This window comes from Modestobacter sp. VKM Ac-2983 (genome assembly GCF_026967885.1).
Taxonomy (GTDB): domain Bacteria; phylum Actinomycetota; class Actinomycetes; order Mycobacteriales; family Geodermatophilaceae; genus Modestobacter.
In genome coordinates this window covers 176,661-200,662 of the sequence record NZ_JAPVBK010000001.1, presented here as the reverse complement: position 1 = coordinate 200,662, position 24,002 = coordinate 176,661, and the positions used below count along the sequence as shown (strand labels likewise).

23 protein-coding genes and 2 pseudogenes are annotated in these 24,002 nt (G+C 74.2%); 5 read left to right on the top strand and 20 right to left on the bottom strand.

Translation table 11 applies throughout. The features are described from left to right. The first annotated feature begins 97 nt into the window (after positions 1-97). Positions 98-1,090, top strand: a complete 993-nt coding sequence (locus tag O2W18_RS00945) for a glucosyl-3-phosphoglycerate synthase (RefSeq protein WP_269185713.1) — start codon at positions 98-100, stop codon at positions 1,088-1,090. Between the two features lie 67 nt (positions 1,091-1,157). Here O2W18_RS00945 and O2W18_RS00940 read toward each other — a convergent pair whose 3' ends face one another. Further along, entirely contained in the window at positions 1,158-1,823 is a 666-nt protein-coding gene (locus O2W18_RS00940) for an HAD family hydrolase (protein WP_269185712.1), read from the bottom strand. A gap of 77 nt (positions 1,824-1,900) precedes the next feature. Beyond that, the gene (locus tag O2W18_RS00935) at positions 1,901-3,007 is read right to left on the bottom strand and encodes an NDMA-dependent alcohol dehydrogenase (RefSeq protein ID WP_269185711.1); all 1,107 of its coding nucleotides are present in this window, start codon (positions 3,005-3,007) and stop codon (positions 1,901-1,903) included. Between the two features lie 153 nt (positions 3,008-3,160). Here O2W18_RS00935 and O2W18_RS00930 point away from each other — a divergent pair, with 153 nt between their 5' ends. Continuing rightward, entirely contained in the window at positions 3,161-3,832 is a 672-nt protein-coding gene (locus O2W18_RS00930; RefSeq protein ID WP_269185710.1) for a TetR/AcrR family transcriptional regulator, read from the top strand. A gap of 6 nt (positions 3,833-3,838) precedes the next feature. On the opposite strand, the gene O2W18_RS00925 is transcribed toward O2W18_RS00930, so the two are convergent. The 3 genes from O2W18_RS00925 to O2W18_RS00915 form a co-directional block, all read right to left on the bottom strand. Then, complete coding sequence (locus tag O2W18_RS00925) at positions 3,839-4,375, bottom strand: TetR-like C-terminal domain-containing protein (protein ID WP_269185709.1); 537 nt, start codon at positions 4,373-4,375, stop codon at positions 3,839-3,841. Between the two features lie 172 nt (positions 4,376-4,547). Beyond that, positions 4,548-4,880, bottom strand: a complete 333-nt coding sequence (locus tag O2W18_RS00920; RefSeq protein WP_269185708.1) for a hypothetical protein — start codon at positions 4,878-4,880, stop codon at positions 4,548-4,550. Positions 4,881-4,892: 12 nt separating this feature from the next. Next, positions 4,893-5,783 (bottom strand): 1,4-dihydroxy-2-naphthoyl-CoA synthase, encoded by an 891-nt coding sequence (locus O2W18_RS00915; protein WP_269185707.1) that lies wholly within the window; start codon positions 5,781-5,783, stop codon positions 4,893-4,895. Positions 5,784-5,906: 123 nt separating this feature from the next. On the opposite strand from O2W18_RS00915, the gene O2W18_RS00910 reads away from it, so the two are divergent. After that, complete coding sequence (locus tag O2W18_RS00910; RefSeq protein ID WP_269185706.1) at positions 5,907-6,701, top strand: endonuclease/exonuclease/phosphatase family protein; 795 nt, start codon at positions 5,907-5,909, stop codon at positions 6,699-6,701. 47 nt (positions 6,702-6,748) lie between these two features. Here the strand turns inward: O2W18_RS00910 and O2W18_RS00905 are convergent, their stop codons facing one another. After that, entirely contained in the window at positions 6,749-7,216 is a 468-nt protein-coding gene (locus O2W18_RS00905) for an NUDIX domain-containing protein (protein ID WP_269185705.1), read from the bottom strand. Between the two features lie 96 nt (positions 7,217-7,312). Here O2W18_RS00905 and O2W18_RS00900 point away from each other — a divergent pair, with 96 nt between their 5' ends. Then, positions 7,313-7,609, top strand: a complete 297-nt coding sequence (locus O2W18_RS00900; protein WP_269185704.1) for a hypothetical protein — start codon at positions 7,313-7,315, stop codon at positions 7,607-7,609. Positions 7,610-7,654: 45 nt separating this feature from the next. Here the strand turns inward: O2W18_RS00900 and O2W18_RS00895 are convergent, their stop codons facing one another. From O2W18_RS00895 to O2W18_RS00860, 8 genes and pseudogenes are all read right to left on the bottom strand, one after another. Continuing rightward, positions 7,655-8,251: a hypothetical protein gene (locus tag O2W18_RS00895; RefSeq protein ID WP_269185703.1), complete on the bottom strand. Its 597-nt coding sequence runs from the start codon at positions 8,249-8,251 to the stop codon at positions 7,655-7,657. Then, the gene (locus O2W18_RS00890; protein WP_269185702.1) at positions 8,251-9,936 is read right to left on the bottom strand and encodes a PHP domain-containing protein; all 1,686 of its coding nucleotides are present in this window, start codon (positions 9,934-9,936) and stop codon (positions 8,251-8,253) included. Before O2W18_RS00890 ends, O2W18_RS00895 begins: the two co-directional genes overlap by 1 nt. A 124-nt stretch (positions 9,937-10,060) precedes the next feature. Continuing rightward, positions 10,061-10,855, bottom strand: a complete 795-nt coding sequence (locus O2W18_RS00885; RefSeq protein ID WP_269185701.1) for an IclR family transcriptional regulator — start codon at positions 10,853-10,855, stop codon at positions 10,061-10,063. Further along, positions 10,828-11,832: pseudogene (locus O2W18_RS00880) on the bottom strand (PDR/VanB family oxidoreductase); the annotation flags it as partial. The gene O2W18_RS00885 and the pseudogene O2W18_RS00880, both read right to left, overlap by 28 nt. Before the next feature lie 84 nt (positions 11,833-11,916). Continuing rightward, positions 11,917-12,240, bottom strand: a complete 324-nt coding sequence (locus tag O2W18_RS00875; RefSeq protein WP_269185699.1) for a hypothetical protein — start codon at positions 12,238-12,240, stop codon at positions 11,917-11,919. After that, the gene (locus O2W18_RS00870; protein WP_269185698.1) at positions 12,237-13,328 is read right to left on the bottom strand and encodes an aromatic ring-hydroxylating dioxygenase subunit alpha; all 1,092 of its coding nucleotides are present in this window, start codon (positions 13,326-13,328) and stop codon (positions 12,237-12,239) included. Before O2W18_RS00870 ends, O2W18_RS00875 begins: the two co-directional genes overlap by 4 nt. Positions 13,329-13,432: 104 nt before the next feature. Beyond that, positions 13,433-14,644, bottom strand: coding sequence for a cytochrome P450 (locus O2W18_RS00865; RefSeq protein WP_269185697.1), 1,212 nt, complete (start codon positions 14,642-14,644; stop codon positions 13,433-13,435). A 29-nt stretch (positions 14,645-14,673) separates the two neighbouring features. Then, positions 14,674-15,597 (bottom strand): annotated as a pseudogene (locus O2W18_RS00860) (PDR/VanB family oxidoreductase); the annotation flags it as partial. A gap of 157 nt (positions 15,598-15,754) precedes the next feature. Between O2W18_RS00860 and O2W18_RS00855 the strand changes: the two are divergent. After that, entirely contained in the window at positions 15,755-16,519 is a 765-nt protein-coding gene (locus tag O2W18_RS00855; protein WP_269185695.1) for an IclR family transcriptional regulator, read from the top strand. Positions 16,520-16,578: 59 nt separating this feature from the next. Here O2W18_RS00855 and O2W18_RS00850 read toward each other — a convergent pair whose 3' ends face one another. The 6 genes from O2W18_RS00850 to O2W18_RS21665 are packed head-to-tail and all read right to left on the bottom strand — an operon-like array spanning position 16,579 to position 23,877. Beyond that, the gene (locus O2W18_RS00850; RefSeq protein ID WP_269185694.1) at positions 16,579-17,379 is read right to left on the bottom strand and encodes a TIGR03084 family metal-binding protein; all 801 of its coding nucleotides are present in this window, start codon (positions 17,377-17,379) and stop codon (positions 16,579-16,581) included. Then, entirely contained in the window at positions 17,376-18,911 is a 1,536-nt protein-coding gene (locus tag O2W18_RS00845) for a class I adenylate-forming enzyme family protein (protein WP_269185693.1), read from the bottom strand. The genes O2W18_RS00850 and O2W18_RS00845 overlap by 4 nt, the downstream gene beginning before the upstream one ends. 18 nt (positions 18,912-18,929) lie before the next feature. Then, positions 18,930-20,195 carry an ABC transporter substrate-binding protein gene (locus O2W18_RS00840; protein ID WP_269185692.1) on the bottom strand — a complete coding sequence of 422 codons (1,266 nt, stop codon included), beginning with the start codon at positions 20,193-20,195 and terminating at the stop codon, positions 18,930-18,932. Further along, positions 20,192-21,403: a branched-chain amino acid ABC transporter permease gene (locus O2W18_RS00835; RefSeq protein WP_269185691.1), complete on the bottom strand. Its 1,212-nt coding sequence runs from the start codon at positions 21,401-21,403 to the stop codon at positions 20,192-20,194. The genes O2W18_RS00840 and O2W18_RS00835 overlap by 4 nt, the downstream gene beginning before the upstream one ends. Next, positions 21,396-22,289 (bottom strand): branched-chain amino acid ABC transporter permease, encoded by an 894-nt coding sequence (locus O2W18_RS00830; RefSeq protein WP_269185690.1) that lies wholly within the window; start codon positions 22,287-22,289, stop codon positions 21,396-21,398. The genes O2W18_RS00835 and O2W18_RS00830 overlap by 8 nt, the downstream gene beginning before the upstream one ends. Before the next feature lie 25 nt (positions 22,290-22,314). Then, on the bottom strand, positions 22,315-23,877 hold the full coding sequence (locus O2W18_RS21665) for an ATP-binding cassette domain-containing protein (RefSeq protein WP_269185689.1): 1,563 nt from the start codon (positions 23,875-23,877) through the stop codon (positions 22,315-22,317). Positions 23,878-24,002 lie beyond the last annotated feature (125 nt).

The window sequence follows — 24,002 nt, the reverse complement described above, 5'->3', positions numbered from 1 at the left end:
GCACCAGTCAGGCTGGGATCCAGGGGGAACGTGAAGTTCATGTGAACGACGCCCCGCCGACGTGCCGGAGGTGGGTGTGGTGCTCGACAGTGGGCCGATGCGACCTGACGCCCGCGCCTGGTTCGAGCACCGCACCACGTCGGCCACCTCGCTGGCCGAGATCGACGTCGACGCCCTGCTGCTGGCCAAGCGCCGCGGCGGGCACCGGATCAGCGTCGTCCTGCCGGCGCGGAACGAAGAGGCCACCGTCGGGGTCCTGGTCCGTGACCTGGTCGAGCGCTGGGTCCAGGCCGTGCCCCTCATCGACGAGCTCCTCGTCATCGACTCCCACTCCACCGACGCGACCGCCGAGGTCGCCCGGGCGGCCGGCGCCGAGGTCGTCGCGGCGGGCGACGTCCTGCCGATGCAGGGCGACCGCCCGGGCAAGGGCGAGGCGCTGTGGAAGTCGCTGGCGGCCACCACCGGCGACCTGATCGTCTTCATCGACTCCGACCTGCTGGGCGACGTCAGCCACTACGTGCCCGGGCTGCTCGTGCCGCTGCTCACCGACCCGCGCGTCGAGTACGTCAAGGGCTGCTACACCCGCCCGCTGTCCGTGGACGGCGAGCACCGCCCGGCCGGTGGCGGCCGGGTCACCGAGCTCACCGCCCGGCCGCTGCTGAACGCGCTCTGGCCCGAGCTGGCCGGGTTCGTACAGCCGCTGGGCGGCGAGTACGCCGGCCGGCGCTCGGCCCTGGAGCAGGTGCCGTTCGTCTCCGGCTACGGCGTGGAGGTCGGGCTGCTGGTCGACCTGCTGCAGGTCTGCGGCCTCAACGGGCTGGCCCAGGTCGACCTCGGCACCCGCACCCACTCGCACCAGACCGACGAGGCGCTGGGCACGATGGCCGGCCAGATCGTCTCCACCGTGCTGTCCCGCGCCGAGCGGGGCCGGCCCGACCGGCGCCGCCTGGAGCCCGGCGGGCTGCTCACCCAGTTCGCCCACGACGGCCGCGGCTTCGTGCCGAAGAGCCACACCGTCGCCGTCGACGAGCGGCCGCCGATGTGCGCCGTCGACGAGTACGCCTCGCTCCGGGCCGGCGTCGTCGGCTGATGAAGGGCCCCGCTGCTCCCCACCGCTCGCACACTCGCGGCGGGCCCCTGCAGCGGGGCCGGAAGAGCTAGGCCAGGGGGGTGTCGTCCAGTGCGGCCGCGAGGTCGCCGGGGGTGTCGTAGATCCCGACGGCACCGGCGTCGCGCAGCTCGTCGTCCCCGAAGCCACCGGAGCGGACGACGATCGCCGGCATCCCGGCGTTCTTCGCCGCCACGACGTCCCACACGGAGTCGCCGACCATCACGCTGCTGGTCTCGTCGGCGGCCCCCAGCATCCGCCGGGCCACCTTCAGCAGGTCCGGCTCCGGCTTGGACGACTCCACGTCCCCGCTGGAGGTGACCGCGTCGGCCAGGTCTCGGGCGTCGAGGAGGTCGAGGAACACCTCCACGTGCTTCGGCTTCCCCGAGCTGGCCAGCACCAGCCGGTGCCCGCGCTCCTTGATGGCCACCAGCAGGTCGCGGGCGCCGGGCAGCGGGGCGATCTCGTCGATGAACGGGTCGACCTCCTCCACCCACCTGTCCCGGGCCTCGTCGCCGATCCGCCGTTCGACCTCCTCGCCGCCGAGGGCGGCGACCAGCTGGTCACCGCCCATGCCGATCAGGCGGTGGATGCGCCAGACGGGGTAGGTCTCCCCCAGTGAGCGGAGCGCCCGGTACCAGGCCAGGGCGTGGTGGTAGTTCGAGTCGACGAGGGTGCCGTCGACGTCCATGACGGCAATGGTGGGTTCGGCCATGCCCGCTGACCTGCCCAGCCGCCCGCGTGGTCACCCCCTGAGCCACCAAAATGGCCATTTTGGTGGCTCAGGATGGGTCAGTGCTGGTGTTCCAGGACGCCGCGGATGACGGTTCCGTCGCGCTGGTCCTGGTAGCCCTGGTTGACCTCGTCGAGCGAGTAGCGCTTGGTGATCAGCGACTCGACCTCGAGCGCGCCGTCCTCGTAGAGCCGCAGCAGCCGCGGGATGTCCCGGTAGGCGTTGCACATCCCGTACAGCGCGCCCTGGACCCGCTGCTCGTAGACGGTGGTGATGTTGCCGGGCAGCGCGACGGTGGTCTCCATCGTGTGGTCGGCCAGGCCGGTGAGCACCAGCGTGCCCCCCTTGCCCAGGCAGCGGTAGGCGCCGCCGGTGATCTCCGGGCTGGTCGTGCCGGTGGCCAGGATGACGACGTCCGCCCCGGTGCCGCGGGACAGCTGCCTGGCCAGGCCCGCCGCCTCCTCGGTGCTCGCGACCGCGTGGGTGGCCCCCAGGGTCTGGGCGAACTCGCGGCGGAAGGCCACCGGGTCGACGGCGACGACGGCCCCCGCGCCGGCCATCGCCGCACCCTGCACCGCGTTGCAGCCGACCCCACCGGTGCCGACGACCACCACGACGTCCCCCTGGCGCACCGGCCCGGCGTTCACCGCGGACCCCCAGCCGGTCGGGACGCTGCAGGCCATCAGCGCCGCGACGTCCAGCGGCAGGTGCGGCTCGATCCTGACGCAGGAGAACTCCGAGAGCACCGAGTGCTGGGCGAAGGCGCCGACCATGCAGAAGCCGCCGAGCTCCTCGCCGTCCAGCCGGAACGGCCACGTCCCGCCGGGCAGCTGCCCGGTGCCGATGGTCGCGCCGAGGTCGCAGAGGTTCGACCGGCCGGTGGCGCACCAGCGGCAGTGGCCGCAGGCCGGCAGGAAGGAGGTGACCACGTGGTCACCGGGCCGCACGCTGGTGACGCCGGCCCCGACGGCCTGGACGACGCCGGCGCCCTCGTGCCCGCCGACGATCGGGTAGCGCTGGCTCTCGAACCGCAGGTGCTCGTCGGAGTGGCACAGGCCCGCGTAGGCCATCTCCACCAGCACCTGACCCGGGCCGGGGTCGACCAGCTCCAGCTCCGCGACCTCCCAGTCGCCGGGACCCCGCAGCACCGCACCGTGCGTCTTCATCGACCGTCTCCCCGCCTCGTTCGTGACGGGGCCCACGCTAAGGGGTCCGTCGCCGAGTGGCACCCAGTGCCACCACCCAGAGCCGACGCGGACGCCGCACTGACCGGCGCACACAGGCACGGGCACGGTGAGTCGCGCTCTAGATTGGCCACCGTGGACACGGCGGCAGGGGGGCGCCGGGAACGCCGGAAGGCTCAGACCCGGGCGGAGATCCGCGCAGCAGCGCAGCGCCTGTTCGCCGAGCGAGACTTCGACGCGGTGACCATCGCCGACGTCGCCACCGCCGCCGACGTCGCGGTGCAGACGGTCTTCAACCACTTCGAGAGCAAGGAAGGACTGTTCTTCGACGGCCGGACCCCGTGGGTGGAGGGGGTCGCCGCCGCCGTCGCCGCCCGACCGGACGGCACCGGCCCGCTCGCCGCCCTGCGCAGCTACCTGGAGCGGGACCTCCACCAGCTGCTGGAGCAGGAGGCCCGGCCGGAGAGCCGCCACTACCTGGAGGCCCTGGCGCGGACACCCAGCCTGCAGGAACGCGAGCGCACGCTGGTCGAACAGGCCGGCGGGCGGGTGGCCACGGCGCTCGCGACCGCCCTCTCGGCATCGGGACAGCCGGACGGCGCAGCGGTCGACGTGCTCAGTCGCCTGGCGGCCGGTCTGTTCCTCGTGGCCGGCCGGGTGCTGGTGCTCGCCCACCGCCGGCAGGTGCTCGGCGCGCAGGCCGGCGAGGCGCACGGACCCGAGCACGCGACCACGGTCGCCACGCTGGCCATGCTGGAGGACGGCGTGCGCCGGCTCGCCCGCCAGCTGGACGTGCGGATCGACTGAGGGAGCTCAGCCCCCCGGCAGCTGCTCGGGCGCGACGATCGGCAGCAGCACGTCGGTGACCAGCTGCTCGACCTGCGGGGTGCTCATCACCACCGGCGCGAACGCCGTGTAGCGCTGCCACCAGAGGGCCTGCACCATCGAGCCGAGCAGGGCGACCTGCTGCTGCGACAGCTCACGCCCGCGGGTGGCCTCCCGCGCCGAGATCTCCCGCACGACACCGGCCAGCGGGCGCACCAGCGCCTCCTCCAGACCGGCGCGCAGGTCGTCGTCGTGCCGCGCCGCCCCCATCAGGCTCGCCGCCGCGCGCTCCACCCGGTCCAGCGGCCGGGTCCAGCGGACCAGCAGCTCGCACAGGTCGCCGCGCAGCGACCCGGAGTCGGCGGGCAGCTCCACCAGCGGGGCGGTGCTCAGGGCGTGCCGCGCCAGCGCGGCCATCGTCGGCCACCGCCGGTAGATGCCGGCCTTGCCGGCCCTGGCACGCGCGGCGACGCGGTCGCTGTTGAGCCTCCCCCAGCCCTCGTCGGCGAGGATCTCCACCGCCACGGCCACGAGTTGGTCGGACAGCTCCGAGGACAGCGGACGGCCCGGAGGGCGTGCGCCTGCGGGTCGCGGAGTCCGTTCGGTGGTCGTCACCGTGCAATCGTGCCCACAAAAGTGGAGTGACCACAACAACCGAGCCGCTGTACATCGAGATCACAGTGGGCGGCACACCCCCTCAGGCCGACGCGGCAGGCTCCACGTGCACCTGCAGGCTGGCTCCGTCGTCCGCGGTCCAGCCCTTCTCGGCGGCCTGCTCCACCATCCGGTCGAAGCCCTGCGGCCAGTCGTCGGCGGTCGCCCGGGCACCGGCTGCGGCGCGCAGGGCCGCCACGTCCAGCAGCGCGGTGTCACCGTCGGTCAGCCGGCCCAGGCCCGCGTCCCGCAGCGCCCGGTCGACGTCCTCGTCGGTCAGCGCACCCACGGCCAGGTGCAGTCGGGCCAGGTCGTCGACGTCGGCCACCCGCACCTCGGGCACCTCGTCGGCGCCACCGATCACCTCGACGATCATCTTCGTCCTCCTTCAGGCGTGCCAGGGGAAGCGGGAGAAGTCGGCCGGGCGCTTCTCCAGGAACGAGTCCCGGCCCTCCACGGCCTCCTCGGCCATGTAGGCCAGCCGGGTGGTCTCCCCGGCGAACAGCTGCTGACCGACCAGCCCGTCGTCGATCAGGTTGAACGAGTACTTGAGCATCCGCTGGGCGGTCGGGCTCTTGGCCACGATCCGGCGTCCCCAGTCGAGCGCGGTGGCCTCCAGCTCGGCGTGCGGCACGACCCGGTTGACCATGCCCATCCGGTTGGCCTCCTCGGCCGAGTACTCCTCGCCGAGGAAGAAGACCTCCCGGGCGAACTTCTGCCCGACCTGGCGGGCCAGGTAGGCCGAGCCGAAGCCGCCGTCGAAGCTGCCGACGTCGGCGTCGGTCTGCTTGAACCGGGCGTGCTCGGCGCTGGCCAGGGTGAGGTCGGCGACCACGTGCAGGCTGTGCCCGCCACCGGCCGCCCAGCCCGGGACGACGCAGACGACGACCTTCGGCATGAACCGGATGAGCCGCTGCACCTCCAGGATGTGCAGCCGCCCGCTGGCGCCGTCCCCGGCCTCGTAGCCGTACTTCCCGCGCACCCGCTGGTCGCCGCCGGAGCAGAACGCCCAGCCGCCGTCCTTCTCGCTCGGGCCGTTGCCGGTCAGCAGCACGCAGCCGACGTCAGTGGCCAGCCGGGCGTGCTCGAAGACGGCGAGCAACTGGTCGACCGTCTGCGGGCGGAAGGCGTTGCGCACCTCGGGCCGGTCGAGCGCGATCCGCACGACCCCGGCGTCGACGGCGCGGTGGTAGGTGACGTCGGTCAACTGCTCGAAGCCCTCGATCGGGCGCCAGGCGGTGGGGTCGAAGATCTCGGAGACGTCGGCGCGGGCACTCACGGGCCCGAACCTAGCTGCCCGGCCCTCCCACCGCCTCGCCGAGCAGGTGCCGCCCGGCGCCTTGTGCTCTGCTCACCACGGGTGAGCAGAGCACAAGCGCCACCGGGCTGGTCTGATGGCGGCATGGAACTCCGGGTCGGGACGCTGAACCTCGCCTCCGGCCGGGACGGCGCCGGCCGCTCGCTCGACGCCGCCGGGCTGCGGGCCGCGGTCGCCGGGGTGGACGCCGACGTCCTCGCCGTCCAGGAGGTGGACGTCGGCCAGCCGCGCTCGCACGGTGTCGACCAGCCGGCCGAGGTGGCCGCCGGGCTGGGGGCCGCCGACTGGCGGTTCGCCGCGGCCGTTGCCGGCACTCCCGACCCCTTCCGCAGCTGGACGCCGGTCGACCCACCGGTGCTGCGCGGGTCGTGGGAGACGTTGGCCGGCCCGCACTACGGGATCGCGTTGGTCAGCCGGCTGCCCGTGCAGCGCTGGTCGGTGCTCGCGCTGGGCGCCGGGCGGGCGAGGCTCCCGCTGCGGGCCACCGACCCGCGCACCGGGCAGCTGCGCCGGTGGTGGTTCCCGGACGAGCCGCGGCTGGCGATCGCAGCCGAGCTGGAGCACTGCACCGTCGTCTGCACCCACCTCTCGTTCGCCCCGCACACCGCGCTGCGCCAGCTGACCCGGCTGCGCCGGTGGTGCGCCCAGCTGCCCGGCCCGGTCCTGCTGGCCGGTGACCTGAACCTCGTCGGTCCGATGCCGGCGCGGGTGTTCGGTGCGCAGCGGCTGGTCCGCGAGCCCAGCTACCCCGCGCCGGCCCCCCGGGTGCAGTTCGACCACGTCCTCGGCCCGGCCGGCCTGGACCCGCAGCGCCCCGAGGTCCGGCAGCTGCCGCTCGGCGACCACCGGCTGGTCACCGTCACCGTCACCGTGGGCTGAGCGCCCGCCGCCCGGCCCACCGTCCCGTGGACCAGCGGGAACACCTGTCAGGCGGCGCCGGTCAACGCGCGCACGAGCACCGGCAGGGCCGCGGCGAGCCCGGGGTGGAGCACCGGCAACCCGTCCAGCGCGAACCAGCCGACGCCCACGCTCTCCTCGTTCAGCGCCAGGTCGTCGGGCTCGAGGGCACCGGCGGGCGTGGCCAGGACGGTGGTGTAGACCCAGCCGCCGTGGTCGTCGACGGACTCCAGGCCCAGGACGACGTCCGCCGGGCGCAGCCCGAGCTCCTCGCCGGCCTCGCGCAGCGCGCCGTCGGCAGGGGACTCCTGCGGGTGCAATGCACCGCCTGGGGTGCCCCAGGTGCCGCCGTGGTGTGACCACTCGACCCGCAGCTGCAGGAGCACCTCGATCCCGGCCGCGCCCGGGCGGTGCAGCAGCAGGCCGGCCGCGCCGGCCAGCCCCCAGTGCCGGTGGCCCAGGGCGCAGGTCGTCCAGCCGTCCGTCGGGGAGCGCACACCGACAGTCTGCCGTGGAGCCGGACCTCGCCGCTCCGGCAGTCCGCCGACGACCTCCTCACCCGCGCGGTGCCGGGCGGCGGGCAGGATGACGCCATGGAGACCGTGCAGCTGCGCCGATACGTGCTCGAGCCGGGCCGGATGGCCGACTTCCTGGCCTGGTTCCCGACCCTGCTGCCGGTGCGCGAGCAGTACGGCTTCCGGGTGCTGTTCGCCCTGGCCGACGAGGAGCACCAGACGTTCACCTGGGCCGTCGCACACGACGGCGACCAGGACGAGTTCCGCCGGGTGGAGGACGTCTACCACCACTCCGCCGAGCGGGCCCGGGTGTTCGAGACGTTCCCGGCGTGCGTCGCCGACAAGGAGATCGGCTTCGCCACCCCGGTGGCCTGAACGCCCCCTGGGGCAGCGACGGTCGTCGCTGCCCCAGGGAGGTGCTCAGTGCCCGCCGCCCTCGCAGCACTGGTGCGGGCTCTCGATCTCGAACGGCTGGAGCAGGCCCCCGGCCGCTCGCTCGACCAGCAGGGCCAGCCGGCCGCCGGAGAACTGCGGCCGCAGGAACCCGTTCGGCCCGGTGTCCACGACGTCGGTGCCGGCCGGCTCCACGCCGATCCCGACGACCTGGTCGATCGCGGTGGCGGCGAGCAGGTCGGCCACGGAGATCCGCCCGGTGATCGAGGCCGAGCCCGGGAAGCGGATCGCCCGACCGGCGTCCCCGGCACCGGCCTCGAGCAGCGCCGTCCGGGCCGGGCCGACGATCTCGGCCTCGTCGGTGTCCGCGGCCACCACCGGGCCGGCCAGCGCCCGGGCCAGGGCCGACCGGGTCGCCGCCGGGTCGGCGGGCTCCTCGGTCAGCCGGACCGAGACGCCGATCCGGGGCGCCGGGGCGGAGCCGTCCACGTGGGTGCAGACCAGCTCCGCCTCGGCTCCCGAGCCGGACAGGGCCTCGTCGACCGCCGCCAGGAGGTGGGCGTCGGCGATCTGGTCGTCCACCGGCGCCCCGCCCCACCAGACCGCCGTCAGCGAGGCGGTCATCAGACGGCGTCGACGAAGACCGGGTTGGCGTAGAACCAGAGGTCCTCCCACGGGTTGGCGTCCCCGACGACGTCCATGGGCGGGTTGCCGTTGGCGTCCAGCTGGTTGCCGTCGCTGCCCCGCAGGCGCACGTAGAAGGACCGCTCCACGTTCGTGAACGTGTGCTCGAATGTCCACTGCGCCCGGCCGCGCCCGACCTCGAAGGTCTTGGCCACGGCCGTCTCCGGGGCGGTGAACCGGTCCCGGTCGCTCGCCTCGCCGGTGACCGGGCCACTGATCAGGTCGACCTTGGCCAGCTTGGGCACGTCGCCGTTGGCGTTGGCGCCACCGGCCACCTTGACCGTGATGGTCACCGTGACGTCACCACCGCGGCGCACCCAGGTGCGGCCACCGAGCGTGGCGCCCTGCGGGTCGCCGTCCTTCGCCGAGCGGACCCGCACGTCGAGGGCCTCGATGATCCGGCCGTGCACGGCCACGACCTTGCCGGCCTGCAGTCCCTGCATGATCCCGACGTAGGAACGGGAGTCCGAGCCCACGAGCGTGCTGCTGTACTGGCCGGGCCAGAAGTCGCCGTACTGGGTGATCGGCCGGCCGGTGTCCACCGCGTCGCCCTTGGTGCCGTTGGCGTTGAAGTCCAGCGGCCCCTGGACGCGGGTGTCCCGGAAGACCCGGTGCGAGTCCGAGGTCGCGGTGACCCACCAGGGCTTGCCCTCGGCCAGCAGCGAGTCCCACAGGCCACCGACGGTGGCGGTCATCCAGTCGAAGCCACCGAAGGTGCGGTAGGACTCCGGCGGGTACGCCAGGAAGCGGGTGGGGTTGGTGCCGGCGTTGTCGTAGTAGCCGCGGCCGCTGCCGGGGCCACCCTGCGACGTCGGGATGCCGGCGGCCTGGTGCCCGGGCGCGCCCTCCATGCCCACGGCGACCTGCGGGGCCGCGTCCCGCCAGTTGCGGATCTCGTGCGGGCTGTCGATGCCCTGTCGGCTCGGGTGGTTGGCGAACATCAGCGCGACCTCGGTGCGCCGGTTGCGCACCTGGTTGTCCAGGTACTTCAGCGCGTCGATGGCGTAGGGCTCCACGTTGCCGGTCACGCCCTTGGCCGCCAGCGCGCTGCCGTCGTAGCCGGCCTCGAAGGCCTTCAGGATGTCGACGGTCGCGCTGCCCGGGGGCAGCATGACCGTGGCGTGCTCGGCGCCCGGGATGTTCCACTCCAGGCCCTGGTAGACCATCGTGCCCGCGTACTGCCGGCGGACCTTCTCGATCTCCGGGGTGATCTTGTCGATTGAGAGCTTCTGGTGCGCGACGCCACCGTGGTCGGTGATGACCATCCAGTCCAGGCCGTACTGCCGGCCCTTGATGACCTGCGTCGCCACGTCGTACTGCGCGTCCGGCGAGTACTTGGTGTGGATGTGGTGGTCGCCGGCGTAGTACCGGGTGCGCCCGGTCCAGGCGTTCGCCGTCGTCCCGGCGCCGGCGGCGGCCGCGACACCCTGGCCCACGCCGCTGACGGCGCTGCCCAGCCCGGCAGCGGCACCGGCCACGACGGCGGTGGTGGCCAGGAAGGCGCGACGCGACACCGACAACGGGTCGTCGGCCTGCGGGTCGGCCCAGGTGCCCTCCACGCCGGAGACCGCACCGTGGTCGTGGTCGTGGTGGTGGGGGTGATCGTGGTCGTGGTCGTGGCTCATCGAGGCGCTCCCGCATAGTCCGTGCTGCATCTGTCGCGGGAACTCTCCGTCGCCGGTGCAGACCAACGGGTGACACCCAGAAGATCATCGGGAGAACTCCGGGAGTCCGATAGCGCGCCGTACCTCAGCCCTCGGCCGGGCCTCCGGCCAGGGTGCGGCTGATCGCCCGGGCAGCGGCCCGGACGCCGGGCGCCATCGGCCGGACGGCGGCCGGCGAGCTGCCCCGCACCACGATCGACAGCGCCGCGACCACCTCGCCGCGGGCGGAGATCGGAGCGGCCACCGAGACGGCGTCGTCGGTCACCTGCCGGTCGCTGACCGCCACCCCGGCACGGCGCACCTCGGCCAGGACCCGGCGCAGCTGCACCGGGTCGGTGATCGTCTGCGCGGTGTACCGGCGCAGCGGCGCGGCCAGCACCTGCTCCTGCACCTCGGCCGGTGCGTGCGCGAGCAGCACCAGCCCGACGCCGGTCGGCGGCAGCGCGAAGCGGCCCCCGACCTCGGTGTAGACCGCGACCGCGTCCCGGGCGGCGAACCGCTCGACGAAGACCACCTCGACGCCGTCCCGCACCGCCAGCTGGACGTTCTCGTGGGTCACCTCGTAGAGGTCCTCCATGAACGGCAGGGCCGCCTCCCGCAGGCCCAGACCGCGCGGCGCCAGCGCGCCGAGCTCCCACAGCCGCAGCCCCACCCGGTACCGGCCGTCGGGGTCGCGCTCGAGCCCACCCCAGCTGCAGAGCTCGGCGATCAGCCGGTGCGCGGTCGACAGCGGGACGTCGGTGGCGCGGGCGATCTCGGAGAGGGTCAGCGCGCGCCGGTCCCGGGTGAACGCGTCGAGGACGGCGAGCAGCTTGCTGCCCGCCGTCCGCCGCGCCGCCGGCTCGGCCGGGCTCAGAGCTCCAGGACGAGCTTGGGACACGCGGCGCGGGAGACGCAGATGAACATCGTGTCGTTCGCCGCCTGCTCCTCCGGGGTCAGCAGCGAGTCGCGGTGGTCGACGGTCCCCTCCAGCACTCCGGTCTCGCACGTGCCGCACGTCCCCTCCTGGCACGAGGAGAGGACCGGGATGCCCGCCTCCTCCACGACCTGCAGGATCGACTTGTCCGGCGGGACGGTCAGCGTCGCGCCCGACAGCGTCAGCTCGACGTCGAAGTCGCCGCTGAGCACCCGCTCGCCCTGCTCCTTCGGGGCGAATCGTTCCACGTGCAGCGCCCCGGGCGGCCAGTCGGCGCAGCGCTGCTCCACCGCGGCCAGCAGCGGCTCGGGGCCGCAGCAGTACACCTTCGTGTCCGGCTGCGGGGTGCCCAGGATGCGGTCGAGGTCGATCAGCCCCACCTCGTCCTGCGGGTGGAGCGTGACCCGCAGGCCGTGCCCGGTCTTCGCCTCCAGCGCCTCCAGCGCCTCGAGGAAGGCCATCGACGTCCGGGTGCGCCCGCCGTAGTGGAACTCCCAGGTGGCGCCGGCCTCCTCGGCGGCGGCGGCCATCGGCAGGATCGGGGTGATCCCGATGCCGCCGGCGAGGAACACGTACCGCGGGGCGGGCACCAGCTCGAAGTGGTTCCGCGGCCCCCGGACGTCGACCTCCGCGCCCTCCTGCACCTGGTCGTGCACCAGCGCCGAGCCACCCCGGCCGGCGGGCTCCCGGAGCACCCCGATCTGCCAGACCGCCCGGTCGTGCGGGTCGCCGCACAGCGAGTACTGCCGGGTCAGCCCGCCGGGCAGCAGCAGGTCGATGTGCGCGCCGGGCGACCAGGCCGGCAGGTCGGCCCCGGTCGGGTCGCGCAGTTCGAGGACGACGACGCCCTCGGCGCCGGTCGTCCGCCGGACCACCTGCAGCCGCAGGTCGACCTCGTCATGCGTGCTGTGCACTGTTCTCCTCGTCGTGGGGTCACGCCCGCATCGCCAGATCCCGCCCCGGCCCCGTCCCGAGGCTCGCCCCGAGCTTGCGAGGGGTGAGGAGGACGGGGTCCTTCGACTTCTTCAGGCGGGGACGGGGACCCGGCGGATGATCACCAACGGGTCGGTCACCAGGTGCGCCGGGGGTGCGGGCAGCGGGCCCGTCGCCGGGGGCTCGACCGGTCCACCGGCCGGGTGGTCGGGGTGGGCCAGCAGCCACTCCCACATCTCCACCGGGTCCGACGCCTCGGCCTCCGCGCCGCAGTGGCACAGGCCGCGCAGCCGGTCGGAGCCGGGCAGCCAGTTCACCCGCAGCACCCGCTCCCCCTCGAGCACCTGGCGCGGTGCGGGCAGCTCCGGCTGTTGCTCGGTGACCGACCCGTCGCGCGGCGTCGGGACGCCGGTCACCGGGTGGCCGCCGCGGGGGTGCGGGCCGGCGGGGTGGCCGGTGCCTGCTCGCCGGCGCCCTCGGCGGCCAGCCGGGCGATGATCCGCCGGGCGGCCAGGCCACCGGTGTCGATGTTGATGGAGAGCTCCTGGTAGCCGTCCGGCTCGCCGGTGAGCACCTTCTCCAGCACGTCGAGCGCGACGACGTCCTGCAGGACGACGGTGCGGTTGCTCTCCCGCAGGAACTCCGACACCCCCTCGTCGTCCAGGGCGAAGTCGCGGGCGACGGCCCAGAAGTCGTGCGTGGTCGACTCCGTCTCCGGGGTGATCGCGTAGACGACCTCGACGTGGAAGGCGTCCGGGTCGGTGCCGTCGTCGTTCGGCAGCACCCCGACCGGGGCGATCCGGCTGTGCAGCTTGTACAGGCAGGGCGGGGTGAACTCGATGTCCTGCCAGCGGGTGATCCGGCCGGTGATGCCGGTGCTCTTCGCGTAGAACGGCGGGCACTCCGCGTCGGCCATGTGCCGGCTGACGTAGACGACCCCGGCGGCGTCGTCGACCTCGGTGGTGATCGGGGTGTTCGCCACCTCCGGCGTCCCGATGTACCCGCCGTGCAGGTAGGTCTCGTGCGAGAGGTCCATCAGGTTGTCCACGAGCAGGCTGGCCCGCGCGGCGAGCGGCTCCATGCCGCTGACCGTCGTCCAGCCCTCCTGGGCCAGCCACGGCGCGCGCGGGATCGTGGTGCTCCCCGCCTTCTCGGAGTCGCCGATGAACACCCAGACGAAGCTGTCCTGCTCGACCACCGGGTAGCTCTTCAGCCGGGCGGTGCGCGGCACCCGGGTCTGACCGGGCACGGCCACGCAGGCGCCGTCGGCGCCGTAGGTGAAGCCGTGGTAGCCGCAGACGACGGTGTCGCCGACCAGGTGGCTGGGCTGCTGAGAGAGCGGGAACCGGCGGTGCACGCAGCGGTCGCTCATCGCGGTGACCTCGCCGGCCTCGGTCCGCCAGAAGAGGATCGACTCCCCGCAGATCGTGCGGCTGAACAGCTCGCGGCCGACCTCGCGGCCGTAGGCGGCCACGTACCACTGGTTGCGCACGATCGACGTCATCGTCTCCCTCTCGCAGATGCTCGGACCCGACGAGAGTGACCGACCTCACCCACCTCCGGCTACGATCCTTCCGTCACATGGAAGGATCGGGGCAGGATCCCGTGTCAACGAACGGTCAGCCGGACCGGGATGCTGTGCCACGCCCGCAGGGTGTTGTTGTGGTGTCGGCGGGGTGGGCCGGCGAGAGCGAGCGCCTGCACCCGACGGGACAGCGCGGTGAGCACGGCCTCGGCCTCGAGGCGGGCGACGTGCTGACCCACGCACTGGTGCAGACCCATGCCGAAACCGACATGACCGGACGGGTCACGGCTCAGGTCGAAGGCGTCCGGATCGGTCCAGCGCCGAGGGTCTCGGTTGGCGGCGGCCAGGAACATCAGGACCTTGCGCCCTTCCGGCACGACGACGTCGCCGATGCGCACGTCGGCCGTCGTCGTCCGGAAGAACGTCTGCACGGGCGACTCCCACCGGATCGCCTCATCGAAGGCCACCCGGGCCAGCGACGGGTCGGCGACCAGCCGGGCCCACTGGTCGGGATGGGTCGCGAAGGCATGGAGGATCGCGGCCAGCGCGTGCACCGTCGTGTCCACCCCGGCGGTGAGCAGGGATCGGACCACCAGAGGTGCCTGCTGCGGGGTGATCTCGCCGCGGTCGGCGGCCGCCCAGATGGCCGCGCCGAACCCGTCGTCGCGCAGCGCCGCACGTGCGCACTGCTCGCCCACCCAGCCCGACAGCTCCGCGACCCGGGGCGCCCCCTTGGCCACCAGGTCGTTGGCCGGCCCGAAGGCGTTGAACGCGTGGTCCCCGTAGGGGAGCAGGTTCTCGCGGCCGTCCGGCCCCAGGCCGACTGCGTCGGGGAACACCCGGAGCGGGAACGCCTGCGCCAGGGCGGGGACGGCGTCGAACTCGGTACCCGTGGCCAGGACCTCGTCGACGAGCTGCTCGGCGTCGGCGGCCCAGCGGTCGCGCAGTCGCCGCAGCGCCCGAGGGCCGAGCACCGTCGTGAGCACCCGGCGAGGGGCGTCGTGCCGCGGGGGGTCGGCCTCGAGCAGCAGGCTGGGTGGCCGCCACGGCTCCTCGGTGCGGAAGTTCGACAACCCGACCCCGGCGGCGGACTGGAACTGCTGCCAGTCGACCAGCGCGGCGTGCACCTGCTCGTACCGGCCCAGCGCGTGCACGTCGTAGCGGCTCAGGTACACCACCGGCCCGGCCTCGCGCAGCTGCCGGTGGAGGGGCAGCGGGTCCTCGAGGACCTCGTGACCGAACGGGTCGGCGTCACTGATCGGCAGGTCGGTCGCCGGGCTCGGGGCAAGGGTCATGGTCGACTCCACGGGGCAGGGGATCAGGGTCAGAGGTCGAGGACGAGGCGGTCGCTGCAGGAGCGGGAGACGCAGGGGTACATGCAGTCGCCGGCGGCCCGCTCCTCGTCGTCCAGCAACGAGTCGCGGTGGTCGGGGACACCTGCCAGCACGGTGGTCTCGCAGGTGCCACAGGTCCCCTGCCGGCAGGAGGACAGCACGTCGACACCGACCGCGCCCAGCGCCTCCAGCACCGAGAGGTCCGGGGGCACGGTCACCGTGCGGCCGGTGCGGTGCAGCTCCACGTCGAAGGACGCCGTGCGCACCGGGGCGCCGCGCTCGGCGGCGGTGAACCGCTCGGTGTGCAGCGCACGGGCCGGCCACCCGGCGCACGCGGCCTCCATCGCGGCCAGCAGCGGTGCCGGCCCGCAGCTGTAGACCTCGGTCCCCCGCCGCGGGTCCCCCAGGAAGCCGGCGAGGTCGAGGAGGCCGAACTCGTCCTGCGGTCGCACGGACACCCGGTCGCCGTACGCCGACAGCTCCTCCAGGAACGCCATCGAGCTGCTGGTCCGGCCGCCGTAGAGCAGTCGCCAGTCCGCCCTGAGCATCTCGGCCTGCGCGATCATCGGCAGCACCGGGGTGATGCCGATGCCGCCGGCCACGAACAGGTAGGACTCCGCGGGCACCAGCGGGAAGTGGTTCCGCGGGCCGCCGAGCCCGACCACGTGGCCGGGCTCCAGCTGCTCGTGCACGTAGCGGGAACCGCCGCGGCCGGCCGGCTCCAGCAGCACACCGACCCGGTAGCTGTGCGCGTCCCAGCGGTCACCGCACAGCGAGTACTGGCGGCTGAGGCCGTCGTCCAGGGTCAGGTCGACGTGCGCGCCCGGCGTCCAGTCCGGGAGCCGCCCGCCGTCCGCTGCGGTGAGCGTCAGGGTCACGACGCCGTCGGCCACGCGGACCTTGTCCTCGACCTGCACCACCGTGCGGTCCACCGCGCTGCGGTGGGTCCCGTCCGACTGCTCGGCTGTGAGCACTCCGACCTCCTCGTCGTCGTCCAGCAGAGTGCGACGCGGGCCACCCCCCGCTGTAGGTCCTTCTCAATGGACGAGAGACCGGTGTCACACTTCCCCGGTGGCGCGCACCCCGACCGGCGAATCGGTGCTGGCCCGCGCCGTGCGGGTGCTGGATGCCTTCACCGCCGCCGAGCCCGGCCTGACGGTCGGGGAGGTGGCCCGGCGCAGCGGCCTGCACGTGGCCACGGCGTCCCGCCTGGTCGCCGAGATGGTCGCCCACGGGCTGCTGGAGCGCGGCCCGGGGCGCGAGGTGCGGGTGGGCGTGCGGCTGTGGGAACTCGGCGCCCGGGCCTCCCCCACGCTGTCGCTGCGCGACGCCGCCATGCCGTTCCTGGAGGACGTGCACGCCGTCGTCGGCCACCACACCCAGCTCGGGGTGCTGGACGGCGACGACGTGCTCTTCCTCGAGCGGCTCAGCGCCCGCGACGCCGTCATCAACTACTCCCGGATCGCCGGCCGGCTGCCCCTGCCCACCTCGTCGTCCGGGGTGGTGCTGCTGGCACACGCGCCGCGGGACCTGCAGGAACGGGTGCTGTCGGGTCCGCTGCGACCGGTCACCCCGGCCGGGTTCGGTGCGGCGGCTGCGCTGCGGACGGCGCTGGCCGAAGTCCGGCGGAGCCAGGCTGCGGTGCTCGCCGGGCACCAGCACCCCGACGCGACCGGCGTTGCCGTCCCGGTCCGCGACGGCCGCAGCGACGTCGTGGCTGCCCTCTCGGTGATCGTCCCGAACGACGGTCGCGGCCGCGATCTCGTCCCGCTGCTGCTGGCCGCTGCGCGCGGCATCTCCCGGGCGCTCCGGAGGCCGGACGAGCCCGGCTCGTGAGCGCGCCGCCGGGCAGGGCCTCCGCACGCCCCTGTCCAGCGCGGACCCCGGCGCCCCGCCTACCGCGCCCGGTGCTGTTCGGTCCCACCGAGGTGACGACCCTCGCTGCCTCGGCCCGGCGCACCGGCGAACGCCTGGGCGACGTCCAGCCACCGGTCGGCGTCCGGGCCGACGGCCACGAGGGCGAGGGCGGCCCGGGGGCGGCGCTGCACCACCCGCAGGCAGAAGTCCAGCACCGGGCCGCGCACCCGTTGCGGCGCGTCCTCGGGGCCGTCGGTCCAGGAGGAGCCGTCCTCCCGGGTGAGCTCCACCCGGATCGGCGCCGTCGGCGCGGGGAGCCCGTGGGCGGCGAAGGCGAAGCCCCGGGTGCGGACGCCGAGGTGCGCGACGTGGTCCAGCCGTGCGGAGGGATGCGGTAGCCGACCCAGGGCGTCGCCGATGTCGACTCCGTGCGCCCAGGTCTCCATCAGCCGCGCGGTCGCCATGGACGAGACGCTCATCGGCGGGCCGAACCAGCGCAGCCGGGTGCCCTCGGGGATCGAGGACAGCGCATCGGCCAGCCGTTCGCGACCGGCTCGCCATCGGGCCAGCAGGGCAGCCGAGGGCGCGGCCACGCCCTCGGCTGCCCCACGGTCGACGGCGTCGGCCGGATCGCCGGCCGACCGGGCTGCGAACGCGACCGGGTCGGTGGCCGCGAGCAGGGCCAGCTCGTCGGTCCAGGCCAGGTGGGCGACCTGGGCGGCGACGGTCCACCCGGCCGCGGGGGTGGGCCGGGCCCAGTCCGCGGGCGCCAGTGCGCCGAGGAGCTCGTCCAGCGCCGCGCCCTCGGCCGAGAGGTCTGCCAGCAGTCCGGATCTCACGGCGCCTCCGCCGCGATCCGGCGCAGCTCGGCGCGCTGCACCTTCGCCGATGCGGTCATCGGCAGGTCGTCCACGACCCGCCACGACCGCGGGACCTTGAACGGCGACAGACGTTCCCGGCAGTGCTCGGTCAGCTCGGCCGGGTGCGGGTCGCGGCCGCCCGCCGGGATGACGAAGGCGACCACCAGCTCCCCCCACCGCTCGTCCGGCACCCCGACCACGGCGGCCCGGGCGACGTCCGGGTGCTCGGCCAGCACCTCCTCGACCTCGACCGGGGACACGTTCTCCCCGCCGGTCTTGATCATGTCCTTGAGCCGGCCGACGACCCGGCAGGCGCCACCGGCGTCCATCTCGGCCAGGTCGCCGGTGTGCAGCCAGCCGTCGGCGTCGATGGCCACGGCGGTCGCGGCCGGGTCGTCCAGGTAGCCGCGGGTGATCCGCTCGCCGCGGACCCACAGCTCCCCCGGCGTCCCGGGCAGGACGGCGTCGCCGTCCGGGCCGGCGATCCGCACGTCGGTGCCGGCCAGGGGCGCCCCGACGGTCTCCCGGCGCACCGGGTCGGGGTCGGTCGGCGCGGTCTGCAGCACCGCCCCGCAGGTCTCGGTCATCCCGAACGTGATCGACAGCCGCGCGTGGAAGACCTGCTCCACCCGGTCGACGAAGGCCGGCGTCACCGTCATCCCGCCGGTGAACAGCACGCGCAGGTCGGGCAGCCGGGGCGGGGCCTGGGCGGCGAGCAGGTCCAGCAGGGTGGGGGCGGCCGACAGCATGGTCACCCGGCGGTCGGCCAGCGCCTGCAGCACCGGTCCCGGCGCGAACGGCAGGACGACGTGCTCGGCCCGTGCCCACAGCGCCCCGACCACCCCGAGCACGTTGCCCGCGGTGTGGAACAGCGGCATCGGGTTGCACCAGGTCCGGCCGGCGGTGGGCCCCAGCCGCTCGGCGAAGGCGTGCCCGGTGACCACCATGGCGCGGTGGGTGATCCGCACACCCTTGGCCCGGCCGGTGGTGCCGGAGGTGAACTGCACCTGGGCGAGGCTCTCGGGGTCGACGACGGGCAGCTCCCCCGGCACGGCCTCCGGCAGGGCGGCCCGCCAGTCGGCGCCGACCCGGACGACCTCGACCCCGGGGACGGCCGCGCAGAGGTCGGCCACCGGGTTGCCGGCGACGTCCTCGGCGGCGAAGACGCAGGCCGCGCCGGAGAGCCGGAGCGCGTGCTCCAGCTCGGCCGGCCGGGACCGGGGGTTGACCGGCACGAGGGTCATCCCGGCCAGGGCGACGCCCAGTTGCAGCAGCACCGGAGCCGGTCCGTTGCCCAGGCAGGTGGCGATCCGGGCACCCGGCGCCCGGTCGCGCAGCAGCCCGGCGGCCACCACCCGGGCGTCGGCCAACAGCTGTGCCGCCGTCCAGGTCTCGCCGGTGGCCGGCGTGCTCAGCAGCAGGTCCTCGGGCCCCTCCCGGACCGCCCGGGAGAGGACGTCGCCGAGCACGCCCTCCCCCAGGCCGACGCCCGGCGACCGCAGCTCGCTCACCGCCAGCGCCGGCACCGCTCAGCCTTCGTAGGAGAAGGACTCCGCGCTGGGGCCGCTGAACTCCTCCAGCAGCGCCAGGCCGGCCTCGGCGTCGGCGTCCACCTTGGAGACGTAGACGGTCGTGGTGGGCGACTGCCCGGGCTGGGAGTAGTCCAGCCCGTCGGGCAGCAGACCGTCGGTGTCCACCGACGAGCTCTCCTGCAGCGCGGCGACGACGCCCTCCGGGGTCAGCTCCCCGGACTCGCAGGCGCCCTCGAGCGCCTGCCGGAGCAGCTCGCCCTGGACGTAGGCCAGCGGGACCTCCCAGCCCAGGTCACCGTCGGGGGCGACGCTCGCGTAGAGCTCGTTGGCGGCCTGGACGCCCGGGGCGTCCGAGGCGTACGGCGCCACGCTGGTGATGCTGTAGGCGTTGGCCAGCAGTGCGTCCGCGACCGGGCTGCCCAGCAGCGAGGGGTTGAACGTCGGGTTCATCCCGACGATCGGGATGTCTGCCCCCTGAGTGGCCAGCACCCCGGCCAGCGAGGCGAGCTGGGTGGGCGCGGCGGCGAGCACGACGCCGGCCACGTCGGCCTGGACCAGCGCCGAGGCCTGCGCGGACAGGTCGGTGGTCTGCGAGGTGATCTCCTGGGCGACGATCTCCACGCCCCGCTCCTCGGCGGCGTGCTCGGCCCCCGCCAGGGCGTCCCCGCCGTAGTCCCCGGCGAAGTAGACGACGCCGATGCGGCCACCCTCGGGCACGCCGAGCTCGTCGACCAGGTAGTCGACGGCGTTGGCGGCCTCGATCGCGTAGCTGGCGCCGGGGAGCTGGTTGTTCTCGTACTGCAGCGCGGAGCCGGTCCACCCGACGCCGCCGACGTAGACGTCGTCCTGCTCGGCGAGCGGCAGCACGGCCGCGCTGGTCGGGCCGCCGAGGACCTGCTGCAGGGCGATGACGTCCGGCGCCATGCTCCGGTAGAGGGTGACCGCGCGCTGCGGGTCGTAGCCGTGGTCCTGCACGTCGACCACGACGTCCCGGTCGCAGACCCCGCCGTCGGCGTTGACCTGGTCCCAGTAGGCGTTGGTCTGGGTGACCTGGACCGCGGCGCCGGCGGCGAACGGCCCCGACAGGTCGGTGAGCATGCCGACGGTGATCTCGGAGTCGGTCACCCCGCTGCCGGTGGTCACGTCACCCTCCCCACCGCCGCCCTCGCCCGACGCGTTCGGGTCCGTGGTGCTACAGGCGGCCAGCGAGAGCATCGTGACGGCCGCGGCGGTCAGCGCACAGGTGCGGGGCAGGTGCTTCATCGGGTGGTCTCCTTCGACCGGGGGTGGGTGACCGCGGCCGGGTGGCTGCCGTCTGGGGTGCTGGGGTCGGTGGTGCCGGCGGCTGGGGCGGTGCGGCCGGTGGGTCCGGGACCAGGGGTGTCCGGCTCGGTCGTGCCGGCGTCGCCGGAGTGACCGCCGCCCCCGAGCCGGTGCCGGAGTCGGCGACCGGCGCCGGCGAGGCCGCCGCGGAGGAAGACCAGGACGGCGATGATCGCCAGCCCGTAGACGATCCGGGAGGCCGTCGAGGGGTCCAGGCCGCCCGAACCGGGGGCGGCGAGGAAGGGCAGCGCCGAGCTGTACTCGGCCAGCACGAGCGGCAGCGCGGTCACGAAGAGCGCGCCGACGACCGCGCCGGCCACCGAGCCCAACCCGCCCAGCACGATCATCACCAGGAAGTCGACCGACGCGGTCAGGGAGAAGACGTCCGGCGCGACTCGCCCGTAGGCGAGCGCCAGCATCGCGCCGGCGGTCCCGGCGTAGGCGGAGGAGACGACGAAGGCCGCCGCCTTCGCCCGGGCGACCCCGATGCCCATCGCGGCTGCCGCCGTCTCGGAGTCGCGGACGTTGGCCCAGGCCCGGCCGGTGCGGCTCGCCCGCAGGTTCCCGGCCAGCCAGCAGGCCACCACCGCGAGCAGGAGGAAGAGGTACCAGAGCCGGTGCAGGCCCTCGAACTCCACGCCACCGACGGCGAGGTACTCGGGGTCCCGGTTGCTGAAGCTGAACCCGCCGAGCGCGAAGGACTCCACCGACCGGCCGGTGAACCCACCGGTCCAGTCGGTGAGGTTGAGCAGCAGGTGCCGCACGATGAAGACCAGCCCCAGGGTGGCCAGGCCCAGGTAGATGCCCCGCAGCCGGCCGGCCACCGGCGAGAAGGCCGCCCCCACCCCCGCGGCGACGAGCGCGGCCAGCGCCAAGCCGACCACCGGCGGCAGGCCGCCGCCGGTGACCGACGTCGTGGTCTCACCGGTGGACCACGCGTACACGTAGGCGCCGATCGCGGCGAAGGCCGCGTGCCCCAGCGACAGCTGCCCGGCGACGCCGACCAGCAGGGTGAGCCCGACCGCCCCGATGGCCGCCGCCATCACGAACAGCCCGGTCTGCAGCCAGAAGTCGTTGAGCACGAGGGGCAGCGCCAGGGCGACGACGAGGAGCGCGACGCCGCCGAGCCGACGGAGGAGATCAGACACGGACGGCCTCCTTGCTGCCCATGAGGCCCGAGGGCCGCACGAGCAGGACGACGATCATGACCACGTACGGCGCGACCTCGCCGAACCCGGTGCCCAGGAAGTGCTCGAGATCGCCCTCGTAGCCGGTGACCAGGGCACTGGTGAGCCCGATGAGCAGGCCGCCGACGACGGCGCCGGGCACCGAGTCGAACCCGCCGAGCACCCACGCCGGGATCGCCGCGAAGGCGCTGAGCGCGACCGTCGGGGCGACCCCCGGGGAGGGGAAGGAGGTGAGGAAGACGCCGGCGACCGCGGCGAGCACGCCGGCCAGCGCCCAGCCGGTGGCCGCGGTGCGGGACAGCCGGATGCCCATCAGCGAGGCGGTCGGGCCGTCGGCAGCGGCGGCGCGCATGCCCACACCGAGGTCGGTGCGGGAGAAGAGGTACCAGAGGGCGGCGAACGCGACCACCGTCACCCCGGCCGCCACCACCCGTCCGGTGGGCAGCGCGATGTCGCCGAAGCGGACCACCGAGGCCCCCCACGGCGCACCGACCGGGAGGACCTGGTTGCCGATCCGCCGGGTCAGCTCGGTGAGCAGCACGATGTCCACCCCGAGCATGAGGATGGCCGCGGCCCCGGGCTCGGGATCGGCGAGGTTGCGGACCAGGAGCGCGTTGATCAGCACCCCGACCAGCGCCGCACCGAACAGCGCCACCAGCATCGCGGGCCAGAAGCCGATGGTCGGGTGCAGGACCGCGACCAGGTAGGCGCCCAGCAGCACGATCGAGCCGTGCGCGAAGTTCAGCACACCGGTCGAGGTGAAGACGATGGCGAACCCGGCCGCGATCAGGCTCAGCACCAGCCCGTAGGACAGGCCGTTGAGCACCTGGGTGAGGAAGTAGCTCATCTCGGGGTCTCCGTTCCGCTGCCGTTCACGCTGCCGACGCCCCGAGGTAGGCCCGGAGCACCTCGGGGTCGCGCTGGACCTCGGCCGGGGTGCCCTCGGCGATCTTCTTGCCGAAGTCGAGGACGGTGACCTGCTCGGCGAGCCCCATCACGAAGGGCATGTCGTGCTCGACGAGCAGCACCGACAGCCCCAGGTCCCGGCGCACCTGGCGGATGGTCTCGGCCATCTCCTGCGACTCCCCGTGGGTCATCCCGGCGACCGGCTCGTCCAGCAGGAGCAGGGACGGGCGGGCGGCCAGCGCCCGGCCCATCTCGACGCGCTTGCGGTTGCCGTAGGACAGGCTGTGCACGGGCACGTGCAGCAGCGGGCCCAGGCCGAGGAGGTCGGCGATGTCGCGGACGGTCGACCGGTGGGCGCGCTCCTCGCGGCGGGCCCCAGGTGTGCGCAGGGCACTGGCCAGGACCCCGGAGCGCATCAACCGGTGCCGGCCGACCAGCAGGTTGTCCTCGACGGTGTCCTCGAGGGCCAGCGAGATGTTCTGGAAGGTCCGCGCGACGCCCAGCTCGGCGGTCCGGTGGGAGGGCAGCGCGGTCAGCTCGTCCTCGCCGTAGGTCACCCGCCCCTCGGTGGCCCGGTAGGCGCCGCCGAGCACGTTGATGCAGGTGGACTTGCCCGCCCCGTTCGGCCCGATCAGCGCGTGGACGGTGCCGGGCTCGATGGCGAAGGAGACCTCCGACAGCGCAGCGATGCCGCCGAACCGCACGGTCAGCCCCTCGACGGCGAGCCGTTTCGGTGCCTCGGCGGTCGGGATCCCCGGTTCGGTGACGACGACGGCCGCGGGACGCTCCGGTGCGGCGGCGCCCAGGTAGCGCTGCCGGACGTCGTCGCTGGCCGCGAGCTCGTCGGCGCTGCCGGACGCGGTCACGTGGCCCACCTCGAGCACGTAGGCCCGGTCGGCGACCCGCAGGCCCATCACCGCGTTCTGCTCGATGAGGAGGACGGCGGTGCCCTGGGCGTTGATCGTGGTGACGATCTCGCCGATCTGGTCGACCAGCAGCGGGGCGAGGCCGAGCGAGGGCTCGTCCAACAGCAGCAGCTGCGGGGAGGTCATCAGCGCCCGGCCCATCGCCAGCATCTGCTGCTGGCCGCCGGAGAGCAGCCCGCCGAGCTGGGTGCGGCGCTCGGCGAGCACCGGGAAGAGGTCGAAGACCCGGTCGCGGGCCTCGTCCCGGGCCGTGGCGTCGCGGACGGTGAACCCGCCGGCGCGCAGGTTCTCCTCCACGGTGAGGTCCCGGAACACGCGACGCCCCTCGGGCACCTGGACCAGCCCGCGCCGGACCACCGTGGAGGTGTCCAGCCCGGCGAGGTCCACGCCCTGGTAGCGGATCGTCCCGCCGGTGACCGCACCGCCGTAGGAGCCCAGGGCCCGGGAGACCGCCCGCAGCAGCGACGTCTTCCCCGCCCCGTTGGAGCCGAGGACGGCGACGACCGACCCGGCCGCGACCTCCAGGGACACGTCGCGCAACGCCTGGACTGCGCCGTCGTAGGAGACGTCGAGGTGCTCGACGCTCAGCAGCGGTTCGGCCATCGAAGTCCTTCCTGGTCGCTCCCGAGAGGGACGAGCCGCGCTCGTCCGACGTGGTCGGTGTCACACAAAAGCTAGAGAGGGTCTCGACGCGCGTCAAGGAGTTGTCTAGCTTTGTGTCCGAGTCG